We start from the raw sequence: 18,925 nt of genomic DNA on the forward strand, positions 1-18,925 counted from the left end.
TTATCAAAAACTACAATGCTGCCAGCAGGAAACTGGAATTTGCGGCCTTGTACCATGTCATTTTCTTTGCCATTTTCAACTGCAACAAACTCAGGAATATCATTGCTGTGATTCAATCCTATACTGAGTTTCATGCTGGCTTTTGAGTCGTGAACTTTGGCCCATTCACATAAGGAAAGCGACAGGTCAATATGACTGGCATCCAAGGAATACAAGGGATTCTTAAAGCGAAATTTATGAGCTACTTTTGAGTGTTCATAGTATTTAAGCAACTTGTAAAATAGCTGTTGATACAAGGCAGCAGGCTGCTGCTCATTGATTCGTGCCAGCGTGCTTCGGGGAATAGACTTTGCTCCGAGATGACTCAGCTTTTCCTGTTGGCACTCCAAATTGGATTGAATATCTCTCAGACTTTGCCTACAAGAGAATTGAGACATCAATATGGCAATAAACTGATCCCACCGGGAAGCCGCTCTAAATTTCTGTCCAACATGGTGTACTTTAGCAAGTTGTTCAAAATCCTGTCGCACAACAGGTTTAATTAGCTCATGAAATACGGTATTCTGATGTGACAAAACCTGAATCCTGGTCGTTAAAGTGTTTGTTTGCACTCATATTTTAACTGTTAGGACTCAGGTTTTTTATTTAAAGCAAACTATGGGACAGCAGTGATCAGAGGATTCCTTTTTTATTGTCGGTGGGATGCCGCCTTAGCGCTGCTGGATAATCTTTTTGGCTTTATATGCCTGCATTTCTTCTGCGCTTAAAAACTGGCTTAAGATATTGTCGGTATCTTCACCTAAGCACGGTGGGGCTTTTTTATATTCAACCGGGGTTTTGGACAGTTTAATTGGCGAGCCAATTGAGGTGTAATCTTCGCGCAGGGTATGCGGCATCTGAATTACCATTTCACGTGCCAGCACCTGTTCTTCTTCCAGAGTCTGTTGCAGGTTATTGATCATGCCCACAGGGACCTTGACGGCGTGAATTAAATCGACCCAGGTTTTGGCCGGTTGGGTATAAAAATGTTGCTGTAAAATTTGGGTGACTTCTTCACGATGCATCACTCGGCCAGAGTTGCGACTAAAACGCGGATCTTTCGGTACTTCAGGTAGGCCTATGGCATCACACAGCGCCAAGAACTGCTGATCATTGCCGCAGGCAATAATAAATTCGCCTTCCTGCGCCTTAAATACCTGATAAGGCACAATATTGGCATGTGCATTACCAAAACGGCCCGGCACTTTGCCTGAGGTCAAATAATTCATGGCCAGCACCGATAAAGAGGCCACCTGAGTATCTAACAGGGCCATATCAATATGTTGGCCTTCACCGGTTTTTTCACGCGACAGTAAGGCGGCCTGAATGGCAATTGCAGAATATAAACCGGTGGTCAGATCGGCAAAAGCCAATCCAGCTTTTTGCGGGCCGCCACCGGGTAAATCATCGCGTTCACCGGTAACGCTCATCATGCCGCCCATGCCTTGAATAATAAAGTCATAACCCGGTTCATGAGCACGTGGACCATGCTGGCCAAAACCGGTAATCGAACAATACACCAGACGCGGGTTTATATGGCTCAGGCTTTCATAGTCCAGACCATATTTTTTCAAAGAACCAGCTTTATAGTTTTCAATGACCACATCACTGGTTTCAGCAATTTTTTTAATAATCTGCTGGCCTTCCGGGGTTGATAGATCAACAGCTACGGAATGTTTGCCACGATTGGCCGAAAGATAATAGGCAGATTCATGGGTATCTTGTTGCTGGTTGTTTTTAAGCCAGGGCGGTCCCCAGATGCGCGTATCATCGCCATGATCAGGCTTTTCAATTTTAATTACTTCTGCACCCAGATCGGCCAGAATTTGACTACACCAAGGTCCAGCCAAAATACGGCTGAGATCCAATACCCGAAAGCCTGTTAAAGCACCCATCTATTCTCACACTCCTTGTTCCGTTTTTATTTCATGTCTACATATTTTAATAATCACAGTAAACCTATATTAAAACGATCCAAAACTCAACTATGCGACCGTTAATTTCGTATAACAAAATAATATATCAAAATTTGTTTAAAATTACTTTTATCTTGTCTACCCTGAGTGAGCTAAAAAGAACGACCAAAAAACAAACAGAGGCTGAGAAGTCTTCATGACAGCAACAAAAAGATCAGGAGCAGCACAGCTATGGATTGAAAAACGCAGCACAACAATAGGCTCACATCAGGAACTTCGTGAGCGATAAGCAACTGAAAAATAAACAAGGAATAGAAAGAACAAGGATATTTAATTCATGACGGATTTGGTAACTGAGCTAAAAAAGATTCAACCCACCACCAAAAGAACCCAGCAAATTGCATTTGTATTTGCCTTTCTGGCGCTGCTGGTCGATGGGGCAGACATGCTCTTGCTCTCCTTTAGCTTAAACAGTCTGAAAGCAGAATTTGGCTTAAGCAATTTACAGGCTGGTGCCCTGGGAAGCGCGACGCTGGCCGGCATGGCCGTAGGTGGTTTTCTTGGTGGCTGGCCTGCGACCGGTTGGGTCGGGTTCGGACGGTAGTGATTTCAATCTTAATCTTTTCAATTTTAACAGCCGCACTGGGCTTTACCCAAAATTTTGAACAGTTCGCCATTCTGCGCTTTTTGTCTGCCTTTGGTATTGGTTCACTGTATATTGCAGCGAATACACTCATGGCAGAGTATGTACCGACCGAATATCGCACCACAGTATTGGGAACCCTGCAAGCCGGCTGGACAGTGGGTTATATTGTGGCAACCGTACTGGCCGGCTGGATTATTCCGGAATATGGCTGGCGTATGCTGTTCTTTATTGCCATTATTCCATCGGTGCTGGCGATTTTTATTCAGAAACTGGTGCCAGAACCAGAATCTTGGCAACGTGCAAGATTACAGCGCTTGTATGGGCCTGCTGAAACTCAAGTCAAACAGCCTGAGAAAAAGAGTACAGTTAAAGAGATTTTTGCAGACCCGCGTAACCGTAGAATGTTTATTTTATGGATTCTCACTGCCGGCTTTTTACAGTTTGGCTATTACGGAGTAAACAACTGGATGCCAGCTTATTTAGAATCCGAGTTACATATGGATTTTAAATCAATGGCGGGCTATATGATTGGGACCTATGTCGCCATGATTTTCGGTAAAGTTCTGGCCGGTTTTGCTGCAGACCGTTTAGGCCGTCGTTTTGTATTTTCCTTTGGTGCAATTGGGACCGCGATCTTCCTGCCAGTGATTGTGCTGTTTAATAGCCCGGACAATATTGCCTATCTGCTCATTTTCTTTGGTTTCCTGTACGGTATTCCGTATGCCATTAATGCGACGTATATGACTGAAAGTTTTGCAACTTCCATTCGTGGTACCGCGGTTGGCGGTGCCTATAATGCCGGGCGTATTGGTGCCATGTTTGCACCTGCAATTATTGGTGCAGCGGCGAGTGGAGGATCAATTGGTTTAGGCTTCCTGATTATGGGCGGCGCCTATTTCTTATGTGGTGCAGTATCAGGAATCTTTATTAAAGATCGTCAATACGACCCGCAAAAGGCTTAGAGTTTTTAAATCAGCTGATCAAGTAATAAAAAAATGAGCCTTGAAAGGCTCATTTTTTTGATTCCAGAAGTCTTATCTTCAATGTTTAATCAAACGTCCGAAGCAGTATTCTTCTGGGCAATTTGAATGCTCTTTAGCCCATCATTCACTTTGTTTAACAGGTGAATCAGAGTCACCACATCATCAAAGGCCAATGTATTTAAAGCCTGGCCATAAAAATTAAAGAAGTCATCTTGCAGGCTGTCCCAGGTTTTAAGACCTGCATCGGTCAGCGCAACATTTTTTGCACGGCGGTCCTGTTCATTAATCACGCGCTGTACCAGACCTTCGCGTTCCAGCCGTTTTAATACGGCATCCAGGTTTTGACGGCTCACACCCAGATAGTCGGTTAAATCGGAAAATGACATTCCGGATAGAACCCGTGGGCGAGACAAAGCCCCTAAAACTGCCCAGTGCACCGGAGAAATCCCCAATTCGTTGGAGCATTTGCGGTCCAGTGTATTTCCCACCTGAAACAGTCTAAAAAAAAGTCTATTGTGGGCGGAATATAAGGATTGATCATATTTTTTTGTTAGAGCATCAGTCATTCTAAAAGACCACCCTGATCAAATTCATTCAATAAGCTGCATTATACTCAAAAGGTATCTTGTATAAATCAGACTCTGTTTTCTATCTGGCTGTAATTCAAAGGGGATCAGCAATTTTTCTTTGCTGGTCGTGCCCACATTTTTGCGCCTCCGTTCAGTACTGTATAGATGAACCATCCTCTTTCTTGGTTCTGTCACATCTGCTTGCTTTACGCATAAAACTTAAGGTTAAAGCCAATTTATGTCAATGTGTTTATTTTTAATAAATCATAAATAATTGATATATTTAATTTAAATTAATTTTAAATTTTATTTTATGTAAATGTATTGACATAAAATTATTCTACTCCTATTGTAAAGAACATGGGTATTGAATAAAAAACGGCCAGGCAAATTGGCATAAGAACAGCGCAGGGAGACATAAATGAAAGGCTTAAAGGATAAAGTGGTTATTGTGACAGGCGGTGCAGGTGGAATTGGTTCAGCAACCTGTCGCCGGCTGGCAGAAGAGGGCGCTAAAGTCGCAATCTTTGATATGAATATGACCGCAGCAGAGCAGTTGGCGCAGGAGATTAACCAGCAGAACGGTCAGGCATTGGCAGTACAGTGTGATATTACCAATCACATTACAGTTGAGCAGGCTGTACAGCAGGTCGAAAGCCAGCTGGGGCCGGTAGATGGCCTAGTCAATAATGCCGGTTGGGATATTTTTAAGCCTTTTGTTAAAACCAATCCACAGGAATGGGACAAGCTGATCCAGATTAATCTGGTTGGTATGCTGAATATGCATTTTGCTGTCCTGAAGGGCATGGTTGAGCGTAATACGGGCAGTATCGTCAATATTGCATCAGATGCTGCGCGCGTCGGTTCTTCAGGTGAAGCGGTTTATGCGGCCTGTAAAGGTGGACTGCTGTCATTTTCGAAAACGCTGGCACGTGAGCATTCGCGTCATAACATCAAGATTAATGTGATTTGCCCGGGTCCAACCGATACAGCACTCTTGGCTGGCGTGACCGAAGGTGCATCGAATCCGGAAAAATTACGGGAAGCCTTTATCCGCTCAATTCCACTGGGCCGTTTGGGGCAACCTGAAGATTTGGCCTCTGCAATTGCCTTCTTTTTAAGTGAAGATGCCAGCTTTATTACCGGACAGGTGCTGAGTGTTTCAGGTGGTTTAACCATGAGTGGCTAAGTCGAAACCCGCATTAAAGGTCAAAAATAAAATCAGATGAGTACAGATAGGATTAATACAGGAAGTATAACCATGAATTTTGAAGATATTTTATATGAAGTGAAAAACGGCGTGGCCTGGATCACCATTAACCGCCCAGAAAAAATGAATGCTTTTCGCGGACAAACCTGTGATGAAATTATCCGTGCACTCAACAAAGCAGGCTATGACCGTGAAATCGGTGCCATCGTACTGACGGGCGCGGGCGAAAAAGCCTTCTGTACTGGTGGAGATCAATCTGCACATGATGGTAATTATGATGGCCGTGGCACGATTGGCTTGCCAATGGAAGAATTACATACTGCGATCCGAGATGTACCGAAACCTGTGATTGCCCGCGTACAAGGCTATGCGATTGGTGGCGGCAACGTTCTGGCAACGATTTGTGACCTGACCATCTGTTCAGACAAAGCTATTTTTGGTCAGGTAGGCCCGAAAATGGGTTCGGTCGATCCTGGCTATGGTACTGCCTACTTGGCTCGTGTGGTCGGTGAGAAAAAAGCCCGTGAAATCTGGTATATGTGCCGTCGTTATAGCGGGCAAGAAGCAGTTGAAATAGGTTTGGCAAATAAATGTGTCCCAGCCGATCAACTGGATACCGAAGTACAGGCATGGGCTGAAGAAATCTGTCAGCGTAGTCCGACTGCGATTGCCATTGCCAAGCGTAGTTTCAACATGGATACTGCGCATCAGGCAGGTATTGCAGGCATGGGCATGTATGCACTGAAATTGTATTACGACACCGAAGAATCACGTGAAGGTGTTAATGCACTGAAAGAAAAACGTCAGCCCGAATTCCGTAAATTCTTTAAGTAAGGAGAAACAAACCATGAGTAAAAATCCTTACATCACCGAAGATTTAGAATTCTTAGCTGAAACCGTTGAAAAGTTTGCACAGAAATATATTGCTCCGGGTTTTTTGGAGCGTGATCAAAGCCGCGTCTTTGACCGTGAACTGGTCAAAAAAATGGGAGAGATGGGCTTTATTGCACCGGAACTTCCAGAACAATACGGCGGCCAGGGCATGGGCCGGCTGGCTGCGGGTATTATTCATGAAGCGGTGGCCAAGGCCGATTTAAGTTTTTCCTATATTAACTTGCTGGCTTCCTTAAATGGACAGATTCTGGCGGAACATGGTCAACCTGAGGTGGTGGAACCGTGGCTGAGAAAGCTGACCGCAGGTGAAGCCATTTTCTCAATTGCACTCACCGAGCCACGTGGGGGTTCAGATGCCGCCAGCTTGCGTTTAAAAATTGAACGTGAGGGAGATGAATATGTCATTAATGGTGAAAAAACCTCGATTTCTGCAGCCGATCAGGCTGATGCATCGGTGGTGTTTGGACGTACCGGTTCGGTTGAAGATGGTGCACATGGCGTAACGGCATTGCTGGTGCCGATGGACTTGCCGGGTATTAGCACCACACGTTTTGATTGTCATGGCCAGCGTGCCATTGGTCGCGGTTCCATTTTCTTTGATAACGTTCGGGTTCCGGTCAATCATCGCCTGGGAGATGAAAACAAAGGGTTTGTCCAGGTTATGCAAGGATTTGACTTTTCCCGTGCCTTAATTGGTTTACAGGTGTTGGCAGTGGCGCGGGTGAGCCTGGATGAAGCCTGGGAATATGCAGCGCAGCGCGAAGCTTTTGGCCAGCCACTCACGGCATTTCAAGGTATTTCGCATCCTCTGGCTGAATATGAAACCCAGGTCGAAGCTGCCCGGTTATTGTGTCTGCAAACGTTATGGCTGAAAGACAACCATTTACCACATACCTCTGAAGCAGGTATGTGTAAATGGTGGGGGCCGAAACTGGCCTATGATGTGATTCATCAATGCTTACTGACCTTTGGCCATGCAGGCTATGACCGTGGAGTAATGGAGCAGCGCATGCGCGATGTACTGGGCTTCCAAATTGGTGATGGCACTGCGCAAATTATGAAAACCATTATTGCGCGTAAAAAAGCCGGACGCAAAGCTGTTCCAGCTTGATGTAAACCGATGACGTGGATGCGTGATCAATCCTGCAGATGACACAAATAGAAGTTTGAGTCATCTGCATAGCAGAGTTTGTATCTGCAATTTTCGGGCTGACGACGATTGTGCGGTCTGACCAAGAGAACAGGTAGATAATTATAAAATTGGAGTTATAGAATGGATTTCGATGCGGTTCTTTTACCCCCACGCCGGGAAAAAATGTTGCAACAAGGTTATTGGTTAAATAAGACCATTCTTCAATCATTGAATGAAGCGGTACAGCAAGATCCAGATAAAATTGCCTTGGTCAGCTATAAAACTGAAAGTCAGTCAGAGCAAAGTTTTACTTACCGGGAAATGCTGGAGACAGCCAATAAAATTTCGTTGGGATTAAAACAGTTAGGTGTACAGAAACAGGATATTGTGTCTTGCCAACTCCCCAACTGGTGGGAGTTCACTTTATTGTATATTGCGTGTCGTCGGATTGGTGCCATCCTGAATCCGCTGATGCCGATTTTCCGAGAGCGTGAGCTTTCATTTATGCTGAAACATACGGAAAGTAAGGTCTTTATCGTACCGAAAGTGTTCCGTAAGTTTGACCATGAAAAACTGGCCGATCAATTACAGAAAAATATTGAGAGCCTGGAACAGATTATTGTCGTCGGTGGTGAAGGCGAGAACAGTTTTGAAAATTTATTGCTTAACCATGGACTGGATCAAGATCCACAAATCCTGAATACCCTGAATGATGTCACCATCACAGCCGATGATATTGCACAACTGGTGTTTACCTCAGGTACCACAGGTGAACCCAAAGGTGTGATGCATACTGCGAACACTTTATTTTCCAATATCGTACCTTATGCCAAGCGTTTGCATTTAAACCAGAATGATGTGATTTTCATGGGATCACCGATGGCACATCAAACTGGCTTTATGTATGGCCTGATCATGCCAGTGCTGTTAAAAGCCAAAGCGGTATTGCTGGATGTCTGGGAGGTCAATACTGCCATTGATCTGATTCACAAGCATCAGGCGACCTTCACCATGGCTTCGACGCCATTCTTAAATGACTTATCTGAAGCGGTACTCAATAGTCACAAATCTTTAGATAGTTTGAAAATATTCCTGTGTGCAGGCGCACCTATTCCAAGCACGCTGGTACAAAAAGCGCGTCAAAACATCGGTGTGAAAGTGATTTCCGCTTGGGGCATGACCGAGTGTGGTGCTGTGACTACGACTCGTCCGGAAGATGATGATGAGCGTTCATTTAATACTGACGGTCTGCCACTTCCTGGTGTTGAAGTCAAAGTGGTGGGGGATGATGGCGAGGAATTAGCACCGCATCAATCAGGCACACTAATGATCCGGAGTTGTTCGAATTTTGGTGGCTATCTGAAACGCCCGCATTTAAATGAAACCAGTGAAGATGACTGGTTTGATACCGGTGATATTGCCTACCTGGACGAGCAGGGTTATATCCGCATTGCCGGACGTAAAAAAGATGTAATTATTCGCGGTGGTGAAAATATTCCGGTGGCCGAAGTTGAATCGTTGATCTACCTGCATCCAGATGTAGCGACCGTGGCATTAATTCCGTATGCAGATGAACGGCTGGGTGAAAAAGCCTGCGCCATCGTGAAGCTCAAAGAAGGCACGCAAACCATGCAGTTAAAGGATCTGGTCGAGTTCCTGAAAGCACACAATCTGGCAATTCAGTATATTCCAGAGCGTTTAGAAATCTGGGATGAAATTCCAATGACCCCATCAGGGAAAATCCAGAAATTTAAACTTCGGGAAATGCTGGCCCAGCATATTACATCTGCCAGTTAAATCTCATTTATCTAGAAAAAATAAACTCCTGAATAATCCATTCAGGAGTTTTCTATTAAGCACAAAAACGATGGCTATGCTTATTTCGAGAATTTCAATAACGCTTCTGCGGTCGCCTCTGAGGAGGCCGGATTCTGTCCGGTAATCAGCAAACCATCTTGCTGTACATGCACCTGCCAGTCCTCGGCTTTTGAATATTGCCCGCCGTATTCTTTCAGCATATCTTCAACTAAAAAGGGCACAATATTGGTTAGCCCAACTGCATCTTCTTCTGTATTGCTAAAACCGGTTACAGTCTTGCCTTTGACCAGCAGTTGGCCATCCTGTGCTTTGACATGACGTAATACTCCCGGCGCATGACAGACCAACGCCACCGGTTTATTTGCTTGCAATGTTTGTTCAATCAAAGAGATGGAGTCCGGGTCTTCGGCCAAATCCCATAAGGGTCCATGACCGCCCGGATAAAACACGGCATCAAAATCGGCAATCGACACCTCACTGAGTTTGCGTGTCTGCGCCAGATCTTGCATGGCGGCGGTATCCGCCTTAAAACGCTCGGTGGCTTTGGTCTGAGCATCGGGTTCATTACTTTTCGGATCAAGAGGCGGTTGACCACCTTTAGGAGAGGCCAAGGTCACCTCGGCGCCAGCATCAACAAAAGCATAATAAGGGGCGGCCAGTTCTTCCAGCCAGAAACCGGTCTGTTTGCCTGTATCACCCAGACGGTCATGAGAGGTCAGCACGATGAGAATCTTCATATCATTTTCCTGAATGGTTCATATTATTCGGTTCATCGGCTGTTAATTTAGCAAGCGTAATGGGCGCTAAGTGTTGTGATACGTTCAGTTGCTGTATCGGCATGTGTCAATCTCCAGATACTGCAAAGGATTTTAAGTGCCCATTAACAGGGCCTGCTGCACATCGGCCTGTTTGCGCAGGAAATCCCAGACCAGTTTGATTTTCGGCTCATGCTGTAAATCAACTAGGGTCAACATCCAGAAGGTATGGGTAAAACTGACCTGATCGCCCAGAACTTCTTGCAGATCGGGTTTATCATGCACCAGAAATCGCGGCAAAATTGCCAGTCCGGCGCCGGTACTGACCGCAATCTGCTGGGCCAGAATACTGTTACTGCGAAAACAGGCTGTCACTTGCAGCGGCAAACGTTCCAGCGAATACAGCGCCGAGCTATACACCAGATCATCAATATAATCGACAAATCGGTGCTTTTTCAGATCTTCCAGCTGCCGAATTGGTGGATTTTGCTGTAAATAGCTTTGACTGCTGTACAGTTTTAAACAGTAATTTGAGAGTCGGGTAATGATATAAGGCCCGGATTTGGGCCGGTCAATTGAAATGACAATATCGGCCTCACGATGTGAAAGTTTGATGGTTTTTGGCACCGGAATCAGGTCAATAGTCAGCGAAGGATAATGCTGTGAAAACTCCGCCAGCAGCCGGGCCAGAAACGCCATCCCGAAACCTTCCGGCGCACCAATGCGTACCCGGCCTTGTAAAGGGTCATGGCGTTTATCAATCTGGATAAAAGACTGTTCCATCTGTTCGACGCGGGGCACCAGTGCCAGACCTTCCGCAGTCAGCTCATAGCCTTTGGCTTCACGTTTAAACAGCTGGGTACCCAAGGTATTTTCCAGCGCCTGAATGCGCCGTGCCACGGTGCTGTGTTCCACTTCCATCAGGCGCGCAGCATTGGTGAGGGTTTTGGCCCGGGCCAAGACCAGAAAAAAGCGTAAGTGATCCCAATCAACTTTCATTTTATGTTTAACATCCTGTTAAATCTCTGTGCAAATTTGCACAACCGTCGTGCGCCAATCTCTATTGGTGCCAAAAGTGTTCTTTGTTAGTCTGCTGAAACAGCGTAAAAAATAATACGTTAAAAACAGCCAGTAAAGGCAGATAAAACGACAATAACAAACCAGCACGGAGCGACCATGAACGCGATTCATCATCCCCATTCGAATACCGGCATCACCACGGCAAAACTGCTGATTAATGGTGAATTTATCGACTCCAGAACCAGTCATTGGCAAGATATTGTCAATCCTGCTACCCAGGAGGTTCTGGGTCAGGTGCCGTTTGCCACTGCAGAATGAAGTCAATGCCGCCATTGCCGCAGCCCAACAGGCTTTTGCCAGCTGGCGTGAAACACCTATTCAGGCCCGTATGCGGATTATGCTGAAACTGCAGGAGCTGATCCGTCAAAACTTAAAAAGTATTGCACAAGTCCTGACCGCTGAACAGGGCAAAACATTAGCAGATGCCGAAGGTGATATTCAGCATGGCCTGGAAGTGGTGGAACATGCCTGCTCGGTCGGTTCGCTGCAAATGGGTGAGTATATTGAAGGCGTGGCGCGCGGGGTAGATACCTATACCATGCAGCAACCCTTAGGTGTCTGTGCCGGAATTACCCCGTTTAATTTCCCGGCGATGATTCCATTGTGGATGTTCCCGATGGCCATTGTCTGCGGCAATACTTTTGTCTTAAAGCCGTCGGAGCAGGATCCGCTATCAACCATGATGCTGGTCGAACTGGCGATGCAGGCTGGTGTTCCTGCCGGGGTACTGAATGTGGTGCATGGTGGTAAAGAAGTGGTCGATCTGCTGTGTACACATTCTGACATCAAAGCCATTTCCTTTGTCGGTTCAACCGCGGTCGGCACCCATGTGTATAACCTGGCAGGTCAGCATGGCAAACGGGTACAGTCGATGATGGGCGCCAAAAACCATGTGGTGGTGATGCCGGATGCCAATAAAGAACAGACCTTAAATGCCTTGGTTGGTGCAGCCTTTGGCGCAGCTGGTCAGCGTTGTATGGCCCTGTCTTTGGCGTTGATGTTTAGTGTTTAAATTAAATCAGTGATTTTTAAACGCTGGACTGATTATAAAATCAGAGCCACTTGGCTCAGTGATTATTGTTTCAATACAGCCTCATTTTGATGATTAAGCTTTTGCTTTATATGTATTAATCCCAGCTCCCGAAGGAACTGGGATTACCTACAAAATTAAAGTGAAGAGTTGTTCATAACGTCTTCAGGATTGGGTAAATGAGCCAGAAGCTTCGTTCTGACTCAGCGGAATTACCTTACATATTTGGGTAATTCGTGTTAGCGGCAGTGTAAAACTGACCCCCTTGGTTAATATAGCGGTCATGGGGGAGATTAAGAACCACCGCACCATGAGATCGTGACGGTACATTTGAGCCACATCTTACTAAAAAGAATCAGACCAGTATCACGCAAATAGATAGCCAGATTCTATTCCTATATTCGTGACTGGCGTTTAGCCATGAGCCGATTTATTATTGAATTCGGTGACCAGTGAAGCAATCACCTTTAAATTTATCAAAAGCAATTACATAAAATTATTTACAGGTTCAATAATATACAAGCTAGAAAGTTCCACAGTTTGAAATTAAACGTCGATAAGCCAAGAAAAAGCACAAGCTGCCGATCATTCCGAGATAAAGCAATTTAGGCAAGACTAGCTCTGTAGGTACACCCATTTGATTGAGTTGAATAAACATCTGCACAATTTGGGTGGAAGGCAGGATTTCGCCAACGACTTGCATCCAGATAGGCATTGCAGCATGCGGCCAGGCCGCACCAGATAAAAAGAACAGTGGAATGGAAGTGAATACAATTACATGGCCCGCACGTTCCGGCAGATCCAGAAAACTGGCGAATAGGCAGGTCATGCCAATTATTGTATAGATAAAAACCAGAACAGCCAGTAGCATCCCGAACAGGTTGCCACCGTGCGGATAATCAAACAGCCAGAAGCTGAAACCGAATAAATAGAAACATCCCAGACAGCCAATAGTAAAGACCGCTAAACACATCCCAATCAATGCATTTGTGTTTAATTCTATTTTTCTTTCCCGATATACCAAAATCAGCATACTCAAACCCAGAAGAATAGTTTGGTGGATAATTAAAGGTGCAACCGCAGGAAAGACATAACTGCCATAGCCGGATAGCGGATTAAATAAAGGAATTTGATGCACAGAAAGGGCAGGTGAAAAGTCCGAGACCTCGCCAAAGCGTTCAGTATAGTCTGCCAAAGTTTGCTCAACCGATGTGGCTAAGCCCAGACCAATTTGTTTGGTCACTAAAAAGTTGGCTGTGCTTAAATACAGGCCAATGCCGCCTGTTTCACCATGCCTTAAGCTTTGCGATAAATTGTCCGGTAGCAGTAAAATGCCATCGGCTTTTTGAGATTCAACCCATTGTTTAGCTTCGGCAAAATTGCCGGTAATCGCCTCAATTTCCACATTGGGGCTTTGTGCCACCTGACCAATAATACGGGTGCTTAAGTTACTTTGTTCTTCATCGACAATAATAATCGGTAAGGCTTCAGCCTGCTGTGCCTGATAAGCGGTTGGATAAAAAAAGCTGTAAAATAAGACGGATAGAATCAGCGTGGTAAAGATCGCGCCGTGACTGACAATATCCTTGAAGCCTTGCAGATAGTAAAACCAGAGGGATTTCATTGGACTGCTCCTTTAGCTATTTTTTTAAGAAACAGATAAGCCAGCAGAGCGTAGACTAGGGCATAGATCAGCAGCATTAATCCAGCTTGCAGTGAAATATGCAATGGACTACCAATCACCCATTGTTCAGTTTGTAATTTGGCATAGGGCGTAAACGGAATAATATTGGACCAAAACTGGGTGAACAGGGGCGCATTATTTAAAGGGAGGGTCACACCTGCAAAACTCAAAGATGAACCACCATAGACCGCAATGATGCCAAAAGATTTACTTAAATCTTTGGTCGCCAGAACCACTGCACTGCTTAAAAATGCATAAGCGCTATATAGCAGAAATTGTGCCGATAGAATCAGAGCGAGCGAGCCAGCAACAAACCAGCCGCGAATTTCAATCAGCCAGAACATCCAGATCCAGGTCCATAGACTAAAAATAGCCACATAGACCAGGTTCTTAGACAGTAATGCCATCCAGATGGACGAGTTGCTAATCCAGCTTGTTAAGGTCTGTCGCTTCAGTTCCTGACCGACGGAAAATGCCACACAACAACACAGCAGTAAATGCAGAATTGCCGGAATGACATAGGGTTCCAGATAGAATTCATAATTTAGTTGCGGATTATACAGCGGCGATATTTTGATATGCGGTGACGGTGCTTCGAGAGAAGGCAGCCGGTTGCCCAGATATTGCTGTCCGCTAAATTCAGCCAGTGCTTGCAGGGTACTGACCAGCATGGCAGAGGAAATGGTATTTCCGATACTGAAATAACTCTGGTTAAAGGCAATACTGATGTCAGCATCCCGGGCACGAACCAGACGTTGCTCGGCACCGCTGGGAATATGGATATAACCCCAAATTTTATTTTGATTTAACAGGCGCTCAATTTCAGCTGTTTGTTCCGACACTGTAGCAATTTTAAGAGTATGATTCAGCGCCACATGCTGATAAATGCTTTGACTCAGCGCACTCTGGTCTTGATCAATAATCGCAATCGGTAAATGATCCGGTTTCCCTTGAGCAAACATGCTGCTGAATAAAATAATCACCATTGCAGGTGCGAGCGTGACCAGACACAGATCCCATTTTTCGCGGAGCAGATAGCGCAGTTCGCGCCATATACCCGTCCACATTATCGGGTCTCTTTCAGTTTAAATAATACGCTCATCCCGACTTTCAGTTCAGGAATCGCTGGTGTGGGCACAAGATGCAGCTTAAAACTTCGCACATCATAACCGCCGGTTTGGCGTGTGGTCTTAATGGTGGCAAATTCACCTTCAGCACTGATCTGCTTGATTTTAAAAGTGGCGGTTTTATCTAGGGCGGGAATATAACCTTCAATACTGCTCATTTTCTGAAACGGGGCATATTGGTCTTCACGAATATTCAGGCTCACCCACATTTGATCTTCAATCAGGCTGACCACAGGGACTGCGGTGGCTACCAGCTCCGAGACTTTGCCATAGGTTTTAGACACCGTTCCGTTTACAGGTGCTACTAATTGGGTTTCTGCCTCTAATGCATTGGCTTCATCCAGCGCAGCCTGGGCAATATCTACTTGTGCATCGGCAGAACTCTTTTGCTGCGAGGTGCTGCCACGTTTGGCACGTGCGTATTGCTGATACGCTGCTTCTGTCATTTGTGCCGCTGATTGACTGGCTGCATACAATTCATCACGGCGCTGGCGTGAAATCACACCTTCCTTAAATAAATTTGCACCACGCTCATAAGAAACTTTGGCTAAATTTTGCTGTGCTTTCAGCGATTGCCAGTTGGCATACAGGCTGGCGATATTTTCTTCTTGCGAGCCACGTTCAGCAGTCGATTGTAAGGCCAGCGCAGATTGTAAAGCCGCTGCGGCTTGCTGTTTTTTGGCCTGAATTTCCGGGCTGTTTAAGCGCACCAGCACATCGCCTTTTTTGACTCGCTGACCTTCTTCTACATAAATTTCTTCAATACGGCTTGGCACTTTGGTCGCCACCTGAACTGTTTCAGCTTCTACACGACCCTGCAATTCAAGCGGAGCCGGTTGGTAGCTTTTCCATAATCCAAATGCGATGACTGCCAGCAGAACTGGAATCAGGGCGAGCAATAAATATTTTTTCTTTTTAGCGATTTCAGGAGCTTGTTGTTGCTCGGTCGAAGTCGTCGCGTTGTTTTCTATTTCAGTTTTTGTTTCTACCTGTTGCGCAGGCGATTTTTCTGTATCGCTGGATGAAGCCGCTTCATTCACAGGATCATTGGGTTTTTGATCTTCGTTCATGTTCGGCTCCATTAGCGAATATAGTGAGTGTTGGTATGTTGGATGTAGTTCGGAAATTCTGCAATCGAGCCATGGCTTTGTAATAGTGTGGCCAGTGACATCACATATTTGTAAGCATTCAAGGCAGTTTCGGCTCGTAGTCCGCTCAGCATATTTTGTGCATCGATGACCTGTATGGCGGTGCCCATATCTTCTTTAAAGGACAATTCTTGGATGCGTAAATTTTCCTGTGCGGCTTTCAAATTTTGTGCCAGAAGTGCATCACTTTGCTGTGCGCTGAGTGCTTCGCTATAAGATTTATAAATCAGATTTTCAATTTCCTGCTGGGTGCGTGCAGTGAGCAGTTCTGTGGCAGAGCGTTTGAGTTCAGCAGCCTGAATATTTTTGTTTTTATCGATCCCAGAAAACAGGTTATAGCGTGCGGCAACTCCGACAATCCAGTTTTCATTTTGATCCAGACTATATTCGCCAAAAGCAAAAACATTCGGTTTTTTAGCTGCTTGCTGGGCTTTGACATTGGCTTGAGCTAATTGAGTATCCAGCTGCATTTTTTGAATCAGCGCAGAGTTCTGACTAAAGGTTTTCAGCAGATGATTTAAGGCCTGTGGCTCGGTTTTATTGACAAATAAAGGCGTCGAAAGTTCGGTGATGCTACTTTCCTGAAGCAGATTATTCAGCTGGAACAGGGCAGCATTCAAATTGGCCTGTGTATTTTGCTGGCTGCGCTCGGCATTATTGCGTGCCACTTCAAACTGCATGCGGTGCCCTTTACTGATAAAACCTTGCTGTTCCATCTTTAAGGCATTGCGATAATGCTGCTGCATGGCATTCAGATTAAACAGCGCAGCTGCATGCAGTTGCTTTTGGAGCTGTACATTAAAATAACTTTGAATCAGTTCAAAACGCTGCGTGTCTTGCTGCTGTTTGTTGCTGAGCTGACTACGACCGACCTGAATATTGGCGATTTCTTTAGCGCTGCTTGTCAGCCCACCGGTATAAAGCGGCATCATGACTGAAATCGTCGGGCGAATCACCTGATCATCCAGCACGACATGCGAACTATCAGGAATTAAGCCCACCCCATTTTGAATAGGTTGTCTTAGACTATTTTTTAGCGGGTCAGCCAGCCCCCCTAAGTTCAGTTCATCAATTCTATTATTTACACCATCCGTTAAGGATTGCTCTAAATTATTTTTTAATGCACCCAAAGGCAGATCGAGTTCATTATGAAAGGCATACGCACGAACATTCAGGTCGACTCGTGGCAGACCTATACCTTTCACTGCTTCAGCTTCAAGTTTTGAAGCCTGTTCCAGACTTTGATAGGCTTGGCTGCTATAAGAATTTTGCAACAACTGACGTTCAGCGTCCTGAAAGCTGATGCTCTGCGCATGAGCAAAGCTGCCATACATCATCGATGCAAGCAGATTTAAACCCCAGACAAGCTGTCTTTTATTTTTCTTTAAGTTCATAAAGTCGCTAAACTGATTTAAAGCCGGTGATGTTATCCGGCTAGTATAAATCAAAGGTTCGCAGATAGAACTAGTGTAAAGTTATAGTATTGTTTCTTTTACATCTGTATGGCTTTGTTGCACAAGCCTATCTGAACCGTACCGGGTTTGTCGGAGACTTTTTTATTTAAGTTAGGCCACCTGACCTAACGGGTTAATCTTATCATAGTACATTGCTTCAAACTCAAAAGGCGATACATAACCCAGTGCACTGTGTACACGCTTTTTATTGAACCAATCTATCCAGTTGAGTGTCGCAAGTTGTACATCTGCTAAACCTTGCCAATCTGCTTTTAAATATTCAATCACCTCTGTTTTGTATAAGCCATTCACCGTTTCAGCCAAAGCATTATCGTATGAATCACCAGTTGTACCGACTGATGCTCGTAAATTTGCAGCTTCTAAACGATTGGTATAGCGAATAGAAAGATATTGAACACCTCTATCGGAATGATGAATCACATTCTTTGGCATGCCTCGATCGTGCAATGCTTGCTCAAGTGCATCGAGTACCATATCTGTATTCATCCGTGTAGATACTTTCCATCCAACAATTGCTCGTGAGAACACATCAATAATAAAGGCGGTATAGACCCAGCCTGAATTTGTTTGAATATAGGGGTGAGTAGACCAAAGGAATCTCACCCTTATATCCGCACTTATGAAGGGTGGCTATATCTCGCAGTTGTGATTGACCTGTTTTCACGTCTTGTTGTTGGCTGGTCTATGAAATTCAGAATCACGGCAGATCTGGTTTTAGATGCGTTATTGATGGCTTTGTGGCGAAGAAACCCAAAGAACAAAGTCCTAATCCATTCTGACCAAGGCAGCCAATACACCAGTCATGAATGGCAGACATTTCTCAAGCATCATAATCTTGAAAGTAGTATGAGTCGTCGACTTGCGCAGTACACTGCTCATGCCATGACAATGCTGTTGCCGAGAGCTTTTTTCAACTGTTAAAACGAGAGAGGATCAAAAAGAAAATATATGCATCAAGAACTGAGGCTAGGTCTGATATCTTTGAATATATTGAGATGTTCTACAATACAAAACGCAGGCATGGTTCCAATGATCAGCGTTCTCCATTAGATTATGAAAAGGCCCATCAAAAGATGATTATGTGTGTCTAGAATTTTGGTGGCTATTCACATTGATAGTTTTGCTTGCCATATAGTTTGAGGCCATTTTTCTTTATACTGTCACTTAGACAGGTTGGACATTTGATTTCTAGTGTTATTTGCATCTCACTATCTTATCAAAAGCCAACCTGTTTTTTTCAGCATACTTTTTGAAACACCACCAAAAAACCAGGTTGAAAAAGTCAGCTTTAAGCTTGTCTGAAGAAATGACCATTGTCATTTTATTTCATCAATCCGGTTTTAGATTCTTCAAATATTTTTATTGCCAAATGATCGTTCCATTCTGGAAATCTGCTTTATTGTTTGAACCCCAATAAGC

The 18,925-nt window shown here is 44.8% G+C and carries 12 protein-coding genes and 7 pseudogenes; 8 read left to right on the forward strand and 11 right to left on the reverse strand.

Annotated elements, in window-relative coordinates:
- Both FTU67_RS05610 and FTU67_RS05615 read right to left on the reverse strand, forming a co-directional pair.
- Nucleotides 1–575 (reverse strand): annotated as a pseudogene (locus tag FTU67_RS05610) (IS4-like element ISAbe18 family transposase); the annotation flags it as partial.
- 135 nt (nt 576–710) lie between these two features.
- Nucleotides 711–1,934 carry a CaiB/BaiF CoA-transferase family protein gene (locus tag FTU67_RS05615; RefSeq protein ID WP_005177978.1) on the reverse strand — a complete coding sequence of 408 codons (1,224 nt, stop codon included), beginning with the start codon at nt 1,932–1,934 and terminating at the stop codon, nt 711–713.
- A 358-nt stretch (nt 1,935–2,292) separates the two neighbouring features.
- Here FTU67_RS05615 and FTU67_RS05620 point away from each other — a divergent pair.
- Nucleotides 2,293–3,563 (forward strand): annotated as a pseudogene (locus FTU67_RS05620) (MFS transporter).
- 89 nt (nt 3,564–3,652) lie between these two features.
- Here the strand turns inward: FTU67_RS05620 and FTU67_RS05625 are convergent.
- Complete coding sequence (locus FTU67_RS05625) at nt 3,653–4,150, reverse strand: MarR family winged helix-turn-helix transcriptional regulator (protein ID WP_005177946.1); 498 nt, start codon at nt 4,148–4,150, stop codon at nt 3,653–3,655.
- 424 nt (nt 4,151–4,574) lie between these two features.
- On the opposite strand from FTU67_RS05625, the gene FTU67_RS05630 reads away from it, so the two are divergent.
- The 4 genes from FTU67_RS05630 (at nt 4,575) to aliA (ending at nt 9,186) form a co-directional block, all read left to right on the forward strand.
- A complete protein-coding gene (locus FTU67_RS05630; RefSeq protein WP_180061521.1) occupies nt 4,575–5,342 on the forward strand; it encodes a glucose 1-dehydrogenase in 768 nt (255 codons plus the stop codon).
- Nucleotides 5,343–5,414: 72 nt separating this feature from the next.
- A complete protein-coding gene (badI, locus tag FTU67_RS05635) occupies nt 5,415–6,197 on the forward strand; it encodes a 2-ketocyclohexanecarboxyl-CoA hydrolase (RefSeq protein WP_160240978.1) in 783 nt (260 codons plus the stop codon).
- 13 nt (nt 6,198–6,210) lie between these two features.
- Complete coding sequence (aliB, locus tag FTU67_RS05640) at nt 6,211–7,368, forward strand: cyclohexanecarboxyl-CoA dehydrogenase (RefSeq protein ID WP_180061522.1); 1,158 nt, start codon at nt 6,211–6,213, stop codon at nt 7,366–7,368.
- 162 nt (nt 7,369–7,530) lie between these two features.
- A complete protein-coding gene (aliA, locus tag FTU67_RS05645) occupies nt 7,531–9,186 on the forward strand; it encodes a cyclohexanecarboxylate-CoA ligase (protein WP_180061523.1) in 1,656 nt (551 codons plus the stop codon).
- A gap of 80 nt (nt 9,187–9,266) precedes the next feature.
- Here the strand turns inward: aliA and FTU67_RS05650 are convergent, their stop codons facing one another.
- Both FTU67_RS05650 and FTU67_RS05655 read right to left on the reverse strand, forming a co-directional pair.
- Nucleotides 9,267–9,944: a type 1 glutamine amidotransferase domain-containing protein gene (locus FTU67_RS05650; protein ID WP_180061524.1), complete on the reverse strand. Its 678-nt coding sequence runs from the start codon at nt 9,942–9,944 to the stop codon at nt 9,267–9,269.
- 132 nt (nt 9,945–10,076) lie between these two features.
- A complete protein-coding gene (locus FTU67_RS05655; protein ID WP_180061525.1) occupies nt 10,077–10,961 on the reverse strand; it encodes a LysR family transcriptional regulator in 885 nt (294 codons plus the stop codon).
- A gap of 177 nt (nt 10,962–11,138) precedes the next feature.
- On the opposite strand from FTU67_RS05655, the pseudogene FTU67_RS05660 reads away from it, so the two are divergent.
- Nucleotides 11,139–12,042 (forward strand): annotated as a pseudogene (locus FTU67_RS05660) (aldehyde dehydrogenase family protein); the annotation flags it as partial.
- Between the two features lie 553 nt (nt 12,043–12,595).
- On the opposite strand, the gene FTU67_RS05665 reads toward FTU67_RS05660, so the two are convergent.
- The 5 genes and pseudogenes from FTU67_RS05665 to FTU67_RS05685 form a co-directional block, all read right to left on the reverse strand.
- Complete coding sequence (locus tag FTU67_RS05665; protein WP_180061526.1) at nt 12,596–13,696, reverse strand: ABC transporter permease; 1,101 nt, start codon at nt 13,694–13,696, stop codon at nt 12,596–12,598.
- Nucleotides 13,693–14,823, reverse strand: a complete 1,131-nt coding sequence (locus tag FTU67_RS05670) for an ABC transporter permease (RefSeq protein WP_180061527.1) — start codon at nt 14,821–14,823, stop codon at nt 13,693–13,695. The genes FTU67_RS05665 and FTU67_RS05670 overlap by 4 nt, the downstream gene beginning before the upstream one ends.
- The gene (locus FTU67_RS05675) at nt 14,823–15,953 is read right to left on the reverse strand and encodes an HlyD family secretion protein (RefSeq protein WP_005177920.1); all 1,131 of its coding nucleotides are present in this window, start codon (nt 15,951–15,953) and stop codon (nt 14,823–14,825) included. Before FTU67_RS05675 ends, FTU67_RS05670 begins: the two co-directional genes overlap by 1 nt.
- Before the next feature lie 11 nt (nt 15,954–15,964).
- Complete coding sequence (locus FTU67_RS05680) at nt 15,965–17,425, reverse strand: TolC family protein (RefSeq protein WP_127800761.1); 1,461 nt, start codon at nt 17,423–17,425, stop codon at nt 15,965–15,967.
- 171 nt (nt 17,426–17,596) lie between these two features.
- Nucleotides 17,597–18,085, reverse strand: a pseudogene (locus FTU67_RS05685) (IS3 family transposase); the annotation flags it as partial.
- A gap of 27 nt (nt 18,086–18,112) precedes the next feature.
- Between FTU67_RS05685 and FTU67_RS05690 the strand changes: the two are divergent.
- Nucleotides 18,113–18,597: pseudogene (locus tag FTU67_RS05690) on the forward strand (IS3 family transposase); the annotation flags it as partial.
- Nucleotides 18,598–18,611: 14 nt separating this feature from the next.
- Here the strand turns inward: FTU67_RS05690 and FTU67_RS05695 are convergent.
- A pseudogene (locus FTU67_RS05695) lies at nt 18,612–18,710 on the reverse strand (IS1 family transposase); the annotation flags it as partial.
- A gap of 54 nt (nt 18,711–18,764) precedes the next feature.
- Here FTU67_RS05695 and FTU67_RS14265 point away from each other — a divergent pair.
- Nucleotides 18,765–18,902 (forward strand): annotated as a pseudogene (locus tag FTU67_RS14265) (IS982 family transposase); the annotation flags it as partial.
- Nucleotides 18,903–18,925 lie beyond the last annotated feature (23 nt).

Origin of the sequence: Acinetobacter sp. YH12132 (genome assembly GCF_013418645.1) — a bacterium.
Classification (GTDB): domain Bacteria; phylum Pseudomonadota; class Gammaproteobacteria; order Pseudomonadales; family Moraxellaceae; genus Acinetobacter; species Acinetobacter indicus.